The sequence below is a fragment of the Streptomyces sp. BK79 genome (genome assembly GCF_044142145.1).
Lineage (GTDB): Bacteria > Actinomycetota > Actinomycetes > Streptomycetales > Streptomycetaceae > Streptomyces.
This window is the reverse complement of record NZ_JBHVOC010000015.1, coordinates 146518-162314: the sequence shown is the minus strand read 5'-3', so window position 1 is coordinate 162314 and position 15797 is coordinate 146518. Positions and strand designations below refer to the sequence as shown.

Genomic DNA, 15797 nt, shown 5'->3' with positions numbered 1-15797 from the left:
CGGTCAGCGGGGAGTCCTGCGGACCGACCGCCCCGCCAGCACGTCCGTGCGCCGCCCGTCCTCGATCACGAACCGCCCGTCGACCAGCACGTGGGGAATGCCCGTCGGCAGCGTCCGCGGCTGCTCGAACGTGGAGCCCGCGGCCACCGTCCCCGGATCGAAGACCACCAGGTCCGCCTTGTACCCCTCGCGGACCAGCCCCCGGTCCGGCAGCCGCAGCCGGGCCGCCGGGCGCGAGGTCAGATGCGCCACGCACTCCTCCAGCGAGAGCACGCCCAGCTCGCGCACGTAGTGGCCCAGGTAGTGCGGGAACGTGCCGTAGGCGCGCGGGTGCGGCTTGGCGCCCTGGAGGATGCCGTCCGAGCCGCCGGTGTGGACGCGGTGCCGCATGATCGCGCGCACGTTCTCCTCGTGGCCGACGTGCTGGAGGATGGTGGACGTCAGCCGGTCCGCCAGCAGCAGGCGCCGGGCGACCGTCCACGGACTCTCGCCGCGCAGCCGCGCCGACTCCAGGACCGTACGGCCGACGTACTCGGCGAGGGCCGCCTCACCCGTGCCGGAGATCTCGATCGTCTCCCACTCCACGGGCACGCCGTGGCAGCCGTCGGAGCCGGTCTCCTCCAGGTGGTGCCGGATCCGCTCGGCGGTGTCGTCGTCCGCCAGCCGCTCCAGGATCCGCTCCGGGCCGCCCTCGCTCGCCCAGCTCGGCAGCAGCGCCACGAGGGTGGTGCAGCCGGGGGTGTACGGGTAGGTGTCGAGCGTGATGTCGGCGCCGCCGGCCAGCGCGTCGTCGAGCAGGGTGAGCAGCTCGGGCGCCCGGCCCTTGTTGACGCCGAAGTTCATGGTGGCGTGGGCGAGGTGGAGGGGGCAGCCCGCCTCGCGGGTCAGCGCCACCATCTCCTCGTACGCCTCCAGCGCCCCGGCGCCGTACGAGCGGTGGTGCGGGCAGTAGTAGCCGCCGTACGACGCCACCACCCGGCACAGCTCCGTCAGCTCGGCGTCCTTGGCGTACATGCCCGGCGTGTAGGTCAGCCCCGACGACATGCCGACCGCGCCCTGCTCCATGCCCTCGGCGACCAGCCGGCGCATGTGCTCCAGCTCGGCCTCGGTCGCCTCCCGGTCGTCCCAGCCGACGGCGAGGGCGCGCACCGTGCCCTGCGGGATCAGGTAGGCGGCGTTGACCGCGATGCCCCGGTCGAGCCGGTCCAGGTACTCGCCGACCGACCGCCAGTCGAAGTCGACGTCGTCGCCGGGGCCGTTCCACCCGGCGATGGCGCGGCGCACCTCGCCGAGCGTGCGGTCGTCGACCGGCGCGTACGACAGCCCGTCCTGGCCGATGACCTCCAGGGTGACGCCCTGCGCGGCCTTGGCGCTGTGATCGGGGTCCCGCAGCAGCGCCAGGTCGCTGTGGGCGTGCATGTCGATGAAGCCGGGGGCCAGGACCAGGCCCTCGGCGTCCAGTTCGCGGCGCGCCTTCGGGCGCTGGCAGCCGGCGGCCGCCGCCTCCTTGACGATCGACACGATCCGGCCGCCGTCCACCACGACGTCCGCGCGGTACGCGTCGGCGCCTGAGCCGTCGACGACGTCCGCGTCCCTGATGACCAGCTCGTCCACCGGGGCCTCCTCTAGAAGAACGTGCGGATGTAGTCGACGACCGTCCCGTCCGCCTCGGCGACCGGGATGAGCTGCCACTTGTCGAAGGACGTGCAGGGGTGCGACAGGCCCGTCCCGAGCCAGTCGCCCACCTCCAGGTCCGCGTCCGCGCTCGTGCGCAGCCAGGCGTGCTGGTCGGACAGGCCGGTGACCTCGATGCCGGTGGCGGGGCGCTCGGCGCCGTCGCGGCGGACGACCTGGGCGAAGGGCAGATGGAGGTCGTAGGCCGCGTCCCGCTTGCCCGCGTTGGTGAACGCCTGCTCGGGGGAGGGGCGGGAGACGACCTGGCTCCACAGGCGGAACGCGGGCTCCAGGGCGCCCTCCTCGGGGACCCGATTGAAGGGGGTCAGCTCGCGGTAGTGGCCGTCGTCGTGGGAGACGTAGGCGCCCGAGCGCAGCAGTTTCAGCACCGGCAGGGACAGGCCGGGGATCTCGGCGAACACGTCGGCGACCGCGTCGAACCAGGCGCTGCCGCCCGCGCTCACCACGATCTCGTCCAGCCCGCCGAACCGCCCGGCCCCGTCGAAGGCGACGGCGAGGGCGACCAGTCGCCGCAGCCAGGCGCGCACCCTCTCGGGGCCGGCGTCCGGCACCTCGCCCTCGTACCCGGCGACCCCGGCCAGCCGCAGCGTCCGAGCGGCGGCCACCGCGTCGGCGACCGCCGCGCACTCCGCCTCGGTGCGCACGCCGGTCCGCGCGCGCTCACCGGCGGCCAGCTCCACCACGACGTCCACCGGACGGCCGGCGCCCGCCTCCGTCAGCGCCGCGTCCATCAGGGCGACCCCGCGCACGGAGTCGACGTAGCAGACGAAGCGGAAGTCCGGGTCGGCGTCCAGCTCCGAGGAGATCCAGCGCAGGGCGGCGGCGTCGACCAGCTCGTTGGCCAGGAAGACCCGCTGGACGCCGAAGGCCCGCGCCACCCGCACCTGGTGCGGCACCGCGAGGGTGATGCCCCAGGCGCCGTGCTCGATCTGGCGCTGGAAGAGCTGCGGGGCCATGGAGGTCTTGCCGTGCGGCGCGAAGGCGAGGCCGTGCCGGGCGGAGTACGTCTCCATGAGCTTCAGGTTGTGCTCCAGGCGCTCGGCGGACAGCGCGAGCACGGGCGTGGTGAAGCCGCCGGTGAAGAGGTTGCGGCGCTGGCCGGCCAGCTCGGCGACGGTCAGGCCGTACGCGTCCGGCGGGAGGCCCTTGAAGCGGTGGTCGACGTGCTCCTCGGCCAGCTTGTCGAGGGCTTCGCGGCCGTGAGCGGGGCCGGAGTCGAGGGCCATGGAGCCTCCCTGGTCTGATGCGTCGCGGGTGCGTTGCAACACCTGCAACGACCGTTGCGTATATCGCTTACTGCTGTCTAACATCTCGGCGAACGCGGGGTCAACGGAGCCCCCGCCCGCCAGAGACGACCAGGAGCCGAGACCATCGTGACCGTCGAAGGACCCCGCAGCACCACCCCCGGCGTCGTGGACGTCGTCGCGCTCGGCGAGTCCATGGTCACCTTCCTCCCCTCCCGTCCCGGGCGCCTCGCCGACGTGCCCTCCTTCGACCGGGCCATCGGCGGCGCCGAGTCCAACGTGGCCTGCGTCCTCGCCGCCGCCGGACACACCGCCCGCTGGATCAGCCGGGTCGGCGCGGACGGCTTCGGCGACCACCTCGTCGAGGCGATCGGCGCCTACGGGGTCGACGTGTCCGCCGTGCGCCGCGACCCCGGCCGCCCCACCGGCGTCTACTTCCGCACCGCCGGGGACCGCGCCACCGACGCCCACGAGGTCGCGTACTACCGGGCGGGCTCGGCCGCCTCCGCCATGTCGGCCGCGACCATGGACCTCGACGCGATCCGCTCCGGACGCGTCCTGCACCTGTCCGGCATCACGCCCGCGCTCTCCGCCGACTGCCTGGATCTGATGCGCGAGCTGACCGCCCGCCGCCCCGGCCGGCCCCTGGTCTCCTTCGACGTCAACCACCGCCCCGGACTGTGGCGAGGGCGCGACGACGGCCCCCGGGTGCTGCTGGAGCTGGCGCGCGGCGCCGACCTCGTCTTCGTCGGCGAGGACGAGGCCTGGGGACTCGGCGGCCCCGAGGCCGTGCGCGCCGCCCTGCCCGAGCCCGAACTGCTCGTCGTCAAGCAGGGCGCGACCGGCGCCACCGCCTTCCACGGGTCCGACGCCACCTTCGTCCCCGCCCTCACCGTCGACGTCGCCGCCGCCGTCGGCGCGGGCGACGCCTTCGCCGCCGGGTTCCTCTCCGCGACCCTGCGCGACCTGCCCGTACGGGACCGGCTGCGGCACGGCCACCTGATGGCCGCCGCGGCCCTCACCGTCCCCGGCGACCTCGCCACGCCCCCGGCGCGCGACCACGCCGACCGCCTGGCCGCCCTCGACGACGGGGCGTGGGGGAGACTGCGACTCGGCCCCGGCTGGACACAGGCCGACGCGAGGGCCGAGGAGGAGGTACGCACCCCATGAGCCAGACCGTCGACCGCGCGCTGAGCATCCTGCCGCTGCTCGCCGAGGGCCCCGCCGACCTGGGCCGGGTCGCCGACCGCCTCGGCGTGCACAAGTCCACGGCGCTGCGGCTGCTGCGCACCCTCCACGAACACGGCTTCGTCTACCGCCAGTCCGACCAGCGCTACCGCCTCGGCGCCCGGCTCATCGCCCTCGCCCAGGAGGCGATGGAGAACCTGGACGTCCGCGAGATCGCCCACCCCCACCTCGTACGCCTCAACGAGAGCTGCGGCCACACCGTCCACCTCGCCGTGCACGAGGAGAACGAGGTCCTCTACATCGACAAGGTGGAGAGCCGCTACCCGGTCCGCATGTACTCCCGGATCGGCAAGCCCGTCGCCATCACGGTGGCGGCCGTGGCGAAACTCCTGCTCGCCGACCTCCCCGAGAACGAACGCCGAGCCGTGGTCGAGAAGCTCGACTACCCCCTCTACACGGCCCGTTCCACACCGAACGCCGAAGGCTTCCTCAAGGAGCTGGCCAAGGTGCGCGAACAGGGCTGGGCCACCGACCTCGGTGGCCACGAGGAGTCCATCAACTGTGTCGCCGCGCCCATCCGGGGCGCCGACGGCCGGGTGGTCGCCGCGATGTCGGTCTCCGCGCCGAACGTCGTCGTCACCGCCGACGAACTCCTCACCCTGCTCCCGCTGGTGCGCCGTACGGCGGACGCGATCAGCGGCGAGTACTCCGGCAGGACCCCAGTCAAGGAAGTCACCGCATGACCGACAAGATCGCCCTCACCCCCGCGACCCACACCGTCCCCCCGGCGAAGTTCAGCCACGGCGTCAAGAAGGGCAACATCCTCCAGGTCGCCGGCCAGGTCGGCTTCCTCCCCCACGAGGACGGCAAGGCCCCCACCCCGGCCGGCCCCACCCTGCGCGAGCAGACCCTCCAGACCCTCGCCAACGTCAAGGCGATCCTCGAAGAGGGCGGCGCGAGCTGGGACGACGTGATGATGATCCGCGTCTACCTCACCGACGTGGACCACTTCGCCGAGATGAACGAGATCTACAACGCCTACTTCGAGGAGCAGGGCCTCACCGCGCCCCCGGCGGCCCGCACGACGGTCTACGTCGGCCTGCCCGCCGGACTCCTCATCGAGATCGACGCGCTCGCCGTCCTCGGCTGACCCCTTCGCCGGTCTCTCCTCCGTTCCGCCCGTCTGTCTGTCGCACGGCACGGCGCCCCACACCCTCCGGGGCGCCGTGCCGCGCCCCGCCGTGCCCGAAAGCTGTATGTGTTTACGCAGAGGACCCCCGTATGTCCCCTATGCCCCTCCAGCTCGCCGCCTCCGCCCCCGAGACACCGCCGCACACCGGAGGTCTGCTCCTCCTGATCGACGGCACGGCGGGCCTGCTGACCGTCGCCGCGATCGGTATCGCGCTCCTGCTCTTCCTGATCATCAAGGTGCGGCTCCAGCCGTTCGTCGCGCTGCTCGCCGTCTCCATAGCCGTCGGCCTGCTCGCCGGCCTGTCGGTCACCGAACTCTTCGGCACCGTCCAGAAGTCCGACGCCGTCTCCACCATCGAGTCCGGCATGGGCGGCATCCTCGGCCACGTCGCCATCATCATCGGCCTGGGCACCATGCTCGGCGCGATCCTCGAGGTCAGCGGCGGCGCCCAGGTACTGGCCTCCCGCCTGCTCGGCCTCTTCGGCGAGAAGCGCGCCCCGCTCGCCATGGGCCTGACCGGCCTCATCTTCGGCGTCCCCGTCTTCTTCGACGTCGGCATCTTCGTCCTCGCGCCGATCGTCTACGCCGCCGCCAAGCGCTCCGGCAAGTCGGTCCTGCTCTACTGCCTGCCGCTGCTGGCCGGCCTGTCGATGACCCACGCCTTCCTGCCGCCGCACCCCGGCCCGGTGGCCGCCGCCGGACTGCTGAAGGTGGACCTCGGCTGGGTGATCCTCATGGGCATCGTCTGCGGCATCCCCGCCGTGCTCGCCGCCTGGGTGTTCTCCGCCTGGATCGGCCGCCGCATCTTCGTGCCCGTCCCGCAGGACATGGTCGAGGCCGCCGAGGAGGCCAAGCAGGCCGTGATCGACGAGCAGCGCGGCGCGGGCGTCGAGCCGCGCGAGACGCCGGTCGCGCTCGGCACGGTCCTCGGCATCATCGGCACCCCGCTGGTGCTGATCCTCGCCGCGACCTTCTCCTCCATCGCCCTGGACCCGTCCACCCTCCGCTCGGTGATCGAGTTCTTCGGCAACCCGTTCGTCGCCCTGACCATCGCCCTGTTCCTCGCCTACTACCTGCTGGGCATCCGGCGCGGCTGGTCCCGCAAGTCCCTGGAGACCGTCTCCACGGCCTCGCTGAAGCCGGTCGGCAACATCCTGCTGGTGGTGGGCGCGGGCGGCGTCTTCGGCGCCGTCCTCAAGGCCAGCGGCGTCGCCCAGGCCCTGTCCGACACCTTCAACGACGTCGGCCTGCCGGTGATCGTCCTGTCCTACCTGATCTCCGTGGTGCTGCGGGTCGCGCAGGGCTCGGCGACGGTGGCCATCGTGACGACGGCGGGCATCGTGGCGCCGCTGCTGGCCGAGGGCGACCACTCGCAGGCGTTCGTCGCCCTGGTCATCATGGCCATCTCGGCGGGCTCCATCTTCGCCTCGCACGTCAACGACGGCGGCTTCTGGATGGTCGCCAAGTACTTCGGCATCAGCGAGCGGGACACGCTCAAGACGTGGACCGTGCTGGAGAGCGTCCTGTCGGTCGCCGGGTTCGTGGTCGCGGCGCTGCTGAGCCTGTTCGTGTAGAGGCGTGCGCGTGTAGGCGTCTGATAACGAAGTCGGGGCCGGACTGTGTCCGGCACAGGTTCGTCGACCATACTGCCCGCTGTGGAGCAGCGCAGAGGACCGATCAGCCAGCCCCTGGAAGGCGCCGGATTCGACCCGGCATTCATCCCCGGGCTCACCGCGCCCGTGACCGGTGAGCCCGAGGACGGGAAACCGGCGCAGGACAAGGCGGAGGAGGAGACCGAGGCCGTCCGCGACGAGGACCCGACCACGGCCGTGGAACCCGCCGACCAGGCCGGGGAGCCGGCGGAGGACGAGGACGAGGCCGCCCCCGACGGCCCCGTCTTCGAGGCCGCCGACCGCCGCGCCCGGATCGTCGCCGACCACAAGGGCGTCCACCTCTCCCTCGACGACCAGAGCTGCGAGTTCCGCTGGGACGAGGTGGGCGCCGTCGAGACGGAGACCGGCCGCTTCGGCAAGCGGTTCACCGTCACGGTGCACACACCGGACCGCCGCTGGTACCCGATCGAGATCGAGGCGCCGTCCAGGAGCCGCTTCAAGGAGTGGGACGCCGCCCTGGACGAGGTCCTGGACGCGTACTTCGAGGACGGCGAGGCGAAGGCCGGGCCGGACGAGGAGAAGGAGCCGGCCGAGGCCGAGTGAGTACCTCGGGTGAAGATCCCCGCACGCCCTCTTGTCGCGCGGGCGGCTTTGGGCTTGGTTGATCCGCATGGCGGACACCACGGACAACACCCAGGACACCGGGGCGGCCGGCGGCCCCGAATCGGCACCCCGTAAATCCAGTTGGCGCTACATCGGCCCCGGCATCGTCGTCGCGGCGACCGGGGTCGGCGCCGGCGACCTCGTGGCGACCCTGATCGCGGGCAGCAACTTCGGCTACACGCTGCTGTGGGCGGCGGTCCTGGGCTGCCTGGTCAAGATCTCCCTGGCCGAGGCGGCGGGCCGCTGGCACCTGTCCACCGGCCGCACCCTCTTCGACGGCTGGGCCAGCCTCGGCCCCTGGACCACGTGGTTCTTCGCGATCTACGTCGTGATCTGGGGCTTCTCCTACGGCGCCGCGGCGATGTCGTCCAGCGCCCTGCCGCTGCAGGCCCTGTTCCCCGGCGTGATGGACCTCGAATGGTGGGGCGTGGCCTGCGGCGTGGTCGGCCTGGTCTTCGTCTGGTTCAACAAGTACGCCGTCTTCGAAAAGGTCATGACGGTCCTGGTGGGCGTCATGTTCGCGGTGACGGTCTACCTGGCGATCCGGGTCACGCCCAACCTGGGCAAGGCGTTCGCCGGTCTCCTCCCCGTCATCCCCGACGGCGAGGACTCCGTCCTCAACACCCTCGGCCTGATCGGCGGCGTCGGCGGCACGATCACGCTGGCCGCCTACGGCTACTGGGTCAACGCCAAGGGCTGGGCCAACTCCGGCTGGATGAAGGTGATGCGGCTGGACAACCGGGTCGCCTACATCACGACCGGCGTCTTCGTCGTCGCCATGCTGTTCGTCGGCGCGGAACTGCTGCACGCCGCGAACATCGCGCTGTCCGGCGGCGGCAAGGGCCTGGTGCAGCTCGGCGACATCCTGGAGGACGAGTACGGCACGGCGACGGCCAAGTTCTTCCTCATCGGCTTCTTCGCCACGTCCTTCACCTCGCTCATCGGCGTCTGGCACGGCGTGAGCCTGATGTTCGCGGACTTCGTGGCCCGGCTGCGCGAGAGGAGGGCGGCCGGGGCCGGCGGGACGGCGGGCCGGGCCAGGGAGATCGTCTCCGGCGAGCACGAGCGCTCCTGGCCCTTCCGCGTCTACCTGCTGTGGCTGACCTTCCCGCCCATCGTCCTGCTCTTCCAGGGCGAGCCCTTCCGGCTGGTCATCATCTACGGCGTCCTGGGCGCGGCCTTCATGCCCTTCCTCGCCCTCACCCTGGTCTGGCTCCTCAACTCCTCCCGCACCCCCGCCGAGTGGCGCAACGGCTGGCTGAGCAACGCCATGCTCATCGTCGCGGGCCTGCTGTTCCTGGTGCTGTGCCTGAAGGAGATCTGGGACCAGCCGTGGGGCGAGTTCTTCCAGTAGGCGCGATCGAGCCATCGCTCCATATCCGCTTGCGGTGAAGGATCTTGCGGGGCATCCTTCCGGATGTAGATCGTGTGTTCGGATGTGAAAAGAGGGGGATCATGATGGGTCTGAGGAAGAGAATCGCGGCCGCGTCCGCCGTCCTGGTGACCGCAGGCGCGGCTGTCGGTCTCGCCGCTCCCACGGCGCAGGCGGAGACCCGCTGCAGCACGCTCTATCTCTGCCTGTACTACAACTCGAACCAGCAGGGCTCGTTCCGGGTGTTCGTCACGAACACCCCGGACTTCGCCGGCTACACCTTCACGGGTGACGGTGCGGGATACGGGCAGGCCGTGAAGAACAACGCCGCCTCCGCGACCAACGGATTCCCGACGAGCAGCGGCAGGAGCGCGCGCATCTTCTACAACTCGAATTACGGCGGCGTCTACGACAACGTCGGCCCGTCCAGCGCCAGGAACCTGAGCAACACGTACAACGAGAACGCGTCGTTCCACTGGGTAACTTCCTGATTCGGCAGATCGGCGAAAAGCTCACCGGCCCGGCTCCCGCGAGGGGGCCGGGCCGGCGACACGTAGGAGATTCGGGTCGGGGGTCATGGGTTTCGGTCTGCTGAGTGACAAGTTTTCGCGCTGTCGGCCGCTGGGGGTCGGAGCGGTACTGCTCGCCGCTGTCGGCTGTTCCACGCAGCACGCGGAGCCGGAGCCGGAGCCGGAGGGCGGGCGGACCGCCGCACCGCGGGCCTCGGCCCTGCTGGCCTCGGCCGATCTCCGCCTGCCCATCGAGGACTACCTCTTCTCCGACGCCGAGGCGGGCAGGGTCCGGCAGGCCCAGCAGACGCTGATCGAGCGCTGCGCACGCCGCTTCGATCTGACCTACGAGCCCGTCTCCGCGGGCCCGCCCGTCGGCCCCCGCAGCCTGATGGACCGACGGTACGGGCTCACCGACGCGAAGCTGGCGCGCGCGGACGGCTACCATCTGGGCGACCGCGATCCCCGGACCACGAAGACGGAGGAGTTCGAGGTCCCCAAGGGGAAGATGCTGACGGTGCTGACCGGGAAATCCGGAGCTTCCGGTGGCGGAAAGGTCAACGGGGTCGAGGTGCCGGCCGGGGGCTGTGCCGGTGAGGCCGGACGGAAACTGTCCAAGGACGACAAGCTCGGATCGAGCGACGTGGCGCAGGACCTCAACGGGAAGAGTTTCTCCGCCACCAAGGAGGATCCGCGCGTGCTCGCGGCGTTCACGTCCTGGTCGCGGTGCATGAAGGACGAGGGATTCTCCTATCCGGACCCGCTGACTGTGATGAACGACAGCCGCTTCCAAGGACGGAAGTCCACTCCGCTCGAGATCAGGACAGCCGTCGCCGATGTGGCCTGCAAGGGGCGCGTCAATTTGGTCGGCATCTGGTTCGCCGTCGAGGTGGAGTACCAGAAGTCGCTGATCGCGGAGAATCAGAAGGACCTGAAACCGGTGCTCCAGGACAAGCGGTATCAGCTCGAGGCGGCAGAGGCCGTCAATCCTCCCGGCTGACGGCGCCTTTCGGAGGCGGCGCCTTCCGTCCGCGCCCGCCCCGCCACCGCGCCGCCCTCGGGGTGACCGTCCAGGACGACCCTCCCGAGGGCGAGCGCGGCGGCGTTCCGGGCAAGCCGGCTACGGCAGCGCGTGCACGTGGGCTCCCACCGCGTTCGACCACGCGTTGCCCGCCGTCGCGTCCCAGTTGGTGGACCAGGTCATCGCGCCCCGCAGGCCGGGGTAGGTCCGCGAGGGCTTGAAGGAGCCGCAGTTCGTGCCCTTGGTCAGGCAGTCCAGGGCGGCGTTGACCACCGACGGGGCGACGTAGCCGCCGCCGGCCGCGCGGGTGGAGGCGGGCAGGCCGAGGCCCACCTGGGACGGGTCGAGGCCGTTCTCCAGCTGGATGCAGGCCAGGGCGGTGAGGAAGTCGACCGTGCCCTGGGAGTAGACCTTGCCGTCGCAGCCCAGCATGGAGCCGCTGTTGTAGTACTGCATGTTGACGACCGTGAGGATGTCCTTCACGTTCAGCGCGGTGCGGAAGTACGAACCGGACGTCGACTGCATGTCGATGGTCTGCGGCGCCATGGTGAGGATCATGTCCGGGCCGGCCTTCGCCGACAGGGCGCGCAGGGCCTGCGTCATGTAGGTCGGGTTGAGACCGTTCTCCAGGTCGATGTCGACGCCGTCGAAGCCGTACTCCTGCATCACCGCGTACACCGAGTTGGCGAAGTTGGCCGCCGAGGCGGAGTCGTTCACCGAGACGGTGCCCTTCTCGCCGCCGACCGAGATGATGACCTTCTTCCCGGCGGCCTGCTTGGCCCGGACGTCCGCCTTGAACTGCTCGACGGTGTAGCCGTCGAGGCCGGCCGTGTCGAGGTTGAAGGTCACCGCGCCGGGCGTCGTCGTGGCGTCCGCGAAGGACACGGCGATGATGTCGTACTGCGACGAGACGTCCGAGATCCGCTGGACCGCCGCCCCGTTGTCGAAGTTCTGCCAGTAGCCGGTCACCGCGTGCCTGGGCAGGTCACCGCCCCCGCCGCCGCCCGGCTCGGCGGTCCGCGCGCTGACGGCCGCGGACCTGGCGGACTCGCCGGCCGCGTTGGTCGCCGCCACCTGGAAGGAGTACGACGTGGCGGCCGCGAGCCCGGTCACGGTGGCGGACGTCCCGCTCACCGCCGTCACCCTCGTGCCGTCGCGGTAGACCGTGTACCCGGTCGCTCCCGACACGGCGTTCCAGGACAGGGACACGGTGGAGGCCGTGGTTCCGGAGACGCTCAGCCCGGCCGGGGTCCCGGGGACCGTCGGTTCGGGCTCGCCGCCGGTGCCGCCCCCGTCGGGGCCGAGGACGGACACGTCGTCGGCGAGGTAGGCGGCCTGCCCGTACCAGCCGTGGGTGTAGACCGTCACCGAGGTCGTCGAGGACCCCGTGCGGAACGTCGTCGTCAGCTGCTTCCAGGAGGACGACCCCGGCGTCCAGGTCGACACGTCCGTCGTACCGGTCCCGGAGGCGCCGAGGTAGGCGTAGCCGCCCTGCACCCACGCGCTGAGCGTGTACTGCGAGTCCGGCCGCACCTTGACGGTCTGGGCGCACCGCGCGTTGTCCTGCCCGGCCGGCGTGGCCTTCAGCGCGGACGTACCGCCGTGCACCGGGGAGGAGACGGTCGTGCCGCTGTTCGCCGAGCAGGTCCAGTCGCTCAGCCCGGCCTCGAAGCCGGCGTTCCGCGCGTTGTTGACGTCCGCCGCGGACGCCTGGCCGACGCTCGTGACCGAGAGGGCGAGCGCGGCGGTGACGGCACCCGCCCAGAACTTCGCGCGGCCGCCGAGGCGTGTGCCGGTCCGTGTGCCGGCGCGTGTGCCGGTCCGTCTGCGTACGGGCTCCATTGGGGGCCTCCGAGGGGGGAGTGGGGGCAGTGGCATACAAGGTGGTCCAGACCAATTGAGGGTGTCAAGAGGTAGGTCCGGACCAAGTTCGCCGCCGCCCGGCGGACTTGGCGCTTTCCGAGATGGCCTCCGAGGCCGTCCGACCCGTGACCGGGAAATGCTCAACCTGCCCCGATTTGCCGCACCTTGTGCAACGCGAGTTGTCCCAGAGCTACAGAAACGCTGTTCTCCGGTCACAGGCGCGTGGATACAGTGCTCAGGTAGTCACGCAGTGAAGTCATCCGGGTGTGCCGGAGTAACACCGGCGCATCGACGGGCATGGGGAGACGGGGAGCCGCGCGTGCCAACTGCCATTGCCGTGACCAGTGCCGACATGGCACTGCCGCCGCAGGACGAACGGACGCTGCCCGCGGTCGTGCTCCAGGACGTCGACCAGCGTCCGCTGGGGCAGGCGCTGGCCGAGCTGCAGGGGCTGGTCGAGCAGCACGGACACGTGATCGTGGTGTGCTCGCGGGACCTCCCGCCGAGCGTGGAACGGCGGCTGCACACCGTCCGCGCCCTCCTGGAGACCGACCGGATCGCCCTGTTCCGCCCACCGCTGCCCCCGCTCGGACTCGCCGTGCTCGCCCGCCAGTTGCGCCAGCTCGCCTCCTGCGACCTCGGCCCCGGCGTCCTCGCCTCGGCCGGCCGCCTGCTCACCCACTACATCCACGCCGGCGCGCTCCTCGGCTCCGTCGCCCGGCTCGACCACGTCCCCGTGGGCCTGAAGTCGCACGCCAGGTCCTGGATGCCGGGCAGCCAGTTCGGCGTCGTCGCCCACCCCGTGCCGCAGCTCGTGCGGATCGGTCCCGAAGCCGCCCTGGACGGGCCGGAGTTCGGGACCTGGCTGCTGGTCGCCAAGGGCCAGCTCCCGTCCGACTGGGTCACCGGCACCCTCGCCCCGTCCTGGCGGGTGCAGGGGCTGCGCGAGGTGCCGCTGCCCGCCGACTCCCCGGCCTGGTGGGGGACGGGGAGACTGACCGAGTTCTGCGCCTACCTGCCCGACCTCTCCGTCCTCTACCAACTGGTCACGTCGGTGCGGCGGAGCCGGTGCCACTGGTGCGGCATCGACGTCATCGGCGACCGCTGCGTGTTCTGCTCCGCGACACCACCGGAACACGAGCGTCCGTACGACGGCGGACGGCCCCGCGACGGGGGCCGGGCCCTGGAGGCAGGGGAGAGACGCGCCCTCACGGGGTAGGCCGGTACCGCCCGGTACCGCCCGCCCGACATCCGATCCGGTTCGACCGATTCCCCCAATGAGGTTGCACGGCACATGAACTCCCGTCAGCGCCGCGGCATCATCCTGCTGATCCTGTCGGTCCTCTGCGCCCTCGGCGCGTTCGCCGGCGTGCTGTCCGTCGTCAACGACGTCAAGTCGAAGGTCGGCCCCGAGGTCACCGCGTACCGGCTCAAGACCGACATCGAGCCCTACACACCCCTGACCACGGCGCAGTTCGAGAAGATCGAGATGCCCGAGCGCTGGCTGTCCGAGAACGCCGTCACCGACCTCGGCCGGGTCCGCGGCAAGATCGCCGTGACGACGCTGAAGGAGGGCTCGCTGCTCCAGAGCGACATGATCGTCGACCAGCCCGCCCTGCAGCCCGGGCAGCAGGAGGTCGCCATCATGATCGACGCGGCGACCGGCGTCGCCGGCAAGATCACACCGGGCGCCACCGTCAACGTGTACGCCACCTTCGAGGGCGAGCGCGAGGGCGACCCCGCCCAGTCCAAGATCATCGTGACCAACGCCCGGGTCATCGACGTCGGCGACCTCACCTCCCTCGAACCCGACGAGAACAGCCGCGACCGCGAGCCCACCGACGCCGTCCCCATCACCTTCGCCCTGTCCACCATCGACGCCCAGCGCATCACCTACGCCGAGTCGTTCGCCCAGCGGGTCCGGCTCGCGCTGGTGGCTCCCGGCGGCGGCACCACGGTCCCCGACAAGGACCGGACGTACGAACTCGCGAAGGACAAGTGAGACGCGTATGGCCACGAGGATCCTCCCGGCAGTCGGCGACGCGGACGCCGTACGGTCCCTCACGACCCTGCTCAGCCAGCTCCCGGACGCCGAACCCGTCGCCCCGGTCGTCGACTCCACCCAGCTCGTCGACACCCTCGCCCGGCTCGCCGCCGAGTCCGTCGACGAACTGCCCGAGGTCGTCGTCGTCCACGAGCGGATCGGCCCGGTCCCGGCCCTGGAACTGATCCGCGAGGTCGCCCTCCGCTTCCCGGCCGTCGGCGTCATCCTCGTCACCTCCGACCCCGGCCCCGGCCTCTTCCAGGCCGCCATGGACTACGGCGCCCGCGGCCTGGTCGCCCTGCCGCTCAGCTACGAGGAACTCGCCAGCCGCGTCCAGGCCGTCGCCCAGTGGTCGGTGGGCGTGCGCCGGCACCTCGGCAGCGGCGGCGACGTCTTCACCGGCGCCGGCGGCACCGTCGTCACCGTCAGCGGCGCCAAGGGCGGGGTGGGCGCCTCCCTGACGGCGATCCACCTGGCCCTCGCCGCCCAGGCGTCCGGCCGGCCCACCGCCCTGGTCGACATGGACCTCCAGACCGGCGACATCGCCTCCTACCTGGACGTCCAGTTCCGCCGCTCCGTCGTCGACCTCGCCGCCATCACCGACATCTCCCCGCGCGTCCTGGCCGACGCCGTCTTCCGCCACGACACCGGCCTCGCCCTGCTGCTCGCCCCCGGCGACGGCGAACGCGGCGAGGACGTCACCGACCGCGCCGCCCGCCAGATCGTCAGCGCCCTGCGCTCCCGCTACGAGGTCGTCGTCATCGACTGCGGCGCCCAGCTCGGCGGGGCCGGCGCGGCGGCCGTGGAGATGGCCGACGCGGCGCTGCTGGTCACCACCCCGGACGTGATCTCCGTACGGGGCGCGAAACGGGCCGTGCGGATGTGGGACCGGCTCCAGATCCGCAAGGCCGAGGAGACCACCGTGGTCGTCAACCGGCACACGCGGGGCACCGAGATCCAGCCCGCGCTGATCCAGCGGATCACCGGCACGCCGGTCGCCGCGACCGCCGTCCCCGCCAACTTCAAGGAACTCCAGGGCGCCGTGGACGCCGGACGCGTGCACGACCTGGACGGCAAGAGCACGGTGAAGCAGGCCCTGTGGGCCCTCGCGGGCGAACTGGGGCTGGTCAAGGCGGCCGAGGGCGACCGCGCCCGCAAGGCGGGCCGGTCGCGGGCCGACCGCCAGCGCGGCGACCGCTCCCGCGGCGACCGCGGCGCGGTGAGCTTCCGGCGGCGGAGGGACGGTGGGGGATGAGCGGGTCACCGGGCGGGGCACGGGGGCGGTTACGGGTCCGGTCACGGGCCGGGACCCGGGGACGGTCACCGGCCGGGGCACTGGGCCGGTCACGGGGATGGTCACCGGCCGGGGCACGGGGCCGGTCTCCGGCCGGGT

General features: G+C 71.8%; 14 protein-coding genes. 11 read left to right on the top strand and 3 right to left on the bottom strand.

Annotated features, from left to right (window positions below):
- Positions 1-3 precede the first annotated feature (3 nt).
- Both ACFIF2_RS20325 and ACFIF2_RS20320 read right to left on the bottom strand, forming a co-directional pair.
- A complete protein-coding gene (locus ACFIF2_RS20325) occupies positions 4-1614 on the bottom strand; it encodes an amidohydrolase family protein (protein ID WP_395574589.1) in 1611 nt (536 codons plus the stop codon).
- Positions 1615-1625: 11 nt separating this feature from the next.
- A complete protein-coding gene (locus ACFIF2_RS20320) occupies positions 1626-2921 on the bottom strand; it encodes an amino acid deaminase (protein WP_395574588.1) in 1296 nt (431 codons plus the stop codon).
- Positions 2922-3068: 147 nt separating this feature from the next.
- Between ACFIF2_RS20320 and ACFIF2_RS20315 the strand changes: the two genes are divergently transcribed.
- The 8 genes from ACFIF2_RS20315 (at position 3069) to ACFIF2_RS20280 (ending at position 10476) form a co-directional block, all read left to right on the top strand.
- Positions 3069-4109, top strand: coding sequence for a sugar kinase (locus ACFIF2_RS20315; RefSeq protein WP_395574587.1), 1041 nt, complete (start codon positions 3069-3071; stop codon positions 4107-4109).
- A complete protein-coding gene (locus ACFIF2_RS20310; RefSeq protein WP_395574586.1) occupies positions 4106-4870 on the top strand; it encodes an IclR family transcriptional regulator in 765 nt (254 codons plus the stop codon). Before ACFIF2_RS20315 ends, ACFIF2_RS20310 begins: the two co-directional genes overlap by 4 nt.
- Positions 4867-5277 (top strand): RidA family protein, encoded by a 411-nt coding sequence (locus ACFIF2_RS20305; RefSeq protein ID WP_395574585.1) that lies wholly within the window; start codon positions 4867-4869, stop codon positions 5275-5277. Before ACFIF2_RS20310 ends, ACFIF2_RS20305 begins: the two co-directional genes overlap by 4 nt.
- Before the next feature lie 131 nt (positions 5278-5408).
- Positions 5409-6893: a GntP family permease gene (locus ACFIF2_RS20300; RefSeq protein ID WP_395574584.1), complete on the top strand. Its 1485-nt coding sequence runs from the start codon at positions 5409-5411 to the stop codon at positions 6891-6893.
- An 81-nt stretch (positions 6894-6974) separates the two neighbouring features.
- Complete coding sequence (locus tag ACFIF2_RS20295; protein WP_395574583.1) at positions 6975-7535, top strand: hypothetical protein; 561 nt, start codon at positions 6975-6977, stop codon at positions 7533-7535.
- A 67-nt stretch (positions 7536-7602) separates the two neighbouring features.
- Positions 7603-8949 carry an Nramp family divalent metal transporter gene (locus ACFIF2_RS20290; RefSeq protein WP_395574582.1) on the top strand — a complete coding sequence of 449 codons (1347 nt, stop codon included), beginning with the start codon at positions 7603-7605 and terminating at the stop codon, positions 8947-8949.
- Between the two features lie 101 nt (positions 8950-9050).
- Positions 9051-9458, top strand: a complete 408-nt coding sequence (locus ACFIF2_RS20285; protein ID WP_395574581.1) for a peptidase inhibitor family I36 protein — start codon at positions 9051-9053, stop codon at positions 9456-9458.
- An 85-nt stretch (positions 9459-9543) separates the two neighbouring features.
- A complete protein-coding gene (locus ACFIF2_RS20280; protein ID WP_395574580.1) occupies positions 9544-10476 on the top strand; it encodes a hypothetical protein in 933 nt (310 codons plus the stop codon).
- A gap of 120 nt (positions 10477-10596) precedes the next feature.
- Here ACFIF2_RS20280 and ACFIF2_RS20275 read toward each other — a convergent pair whose 3' ends face one another.
- On the bottom strand, positions 10597-12339 hold the full coding sequence (locus ACFIF2_RS20275; protein WP_395574579.1) for a chitinase: 1743 nt from the start codon (positions 12337-12339) through the stop codon (positions 10597-10599).
- A gap of 373 nt (positions 12340-12712) precedes the next feature.
- Between ACFIF2_RS20275 and ACFIF2_RS20270 the strand changes: the two genes are divergently transcribed.
- From ACFIF2_RS20270 to ACFIF2_RS20260, 3 genes are all read left to right on the top strand, one after another.
- Positions 12713-13579 (top strand): hypothetical protein, encoded by an 867-nt coding sequence (locus tag ACFIF2_RS20270; protein WP_395574649.1) that lies wholly within the window; start codon positions 12713-12715, stop codon positions 13577-13579.
- A gap of 75 nt (positions 13580-13654) precedes the next feature.
- Complete coding sequence (gene cpaB / locus ACFIF2_RS20265; RefSeq protein ID WP_395574578.1) at positions 13655-14362, top strand: Flp pilus assembly protein CpaB; 708 nt, start codon at positions 13655-13657, stop codon at positions 14360-14362.
- Between the two features lie 7 nt (positions 14363-14369).
- Complete coding sequence (locus ACFIF2_RS20260) at positions 14370-15659, top strand: CpaE family protein (protein WP_395574577.1); 1290 nt, start codon at positions 14370-14372, stop codon at positions 15657-15659.
- Positions 15660-15797: the final 138 nt, after the last annotated feature.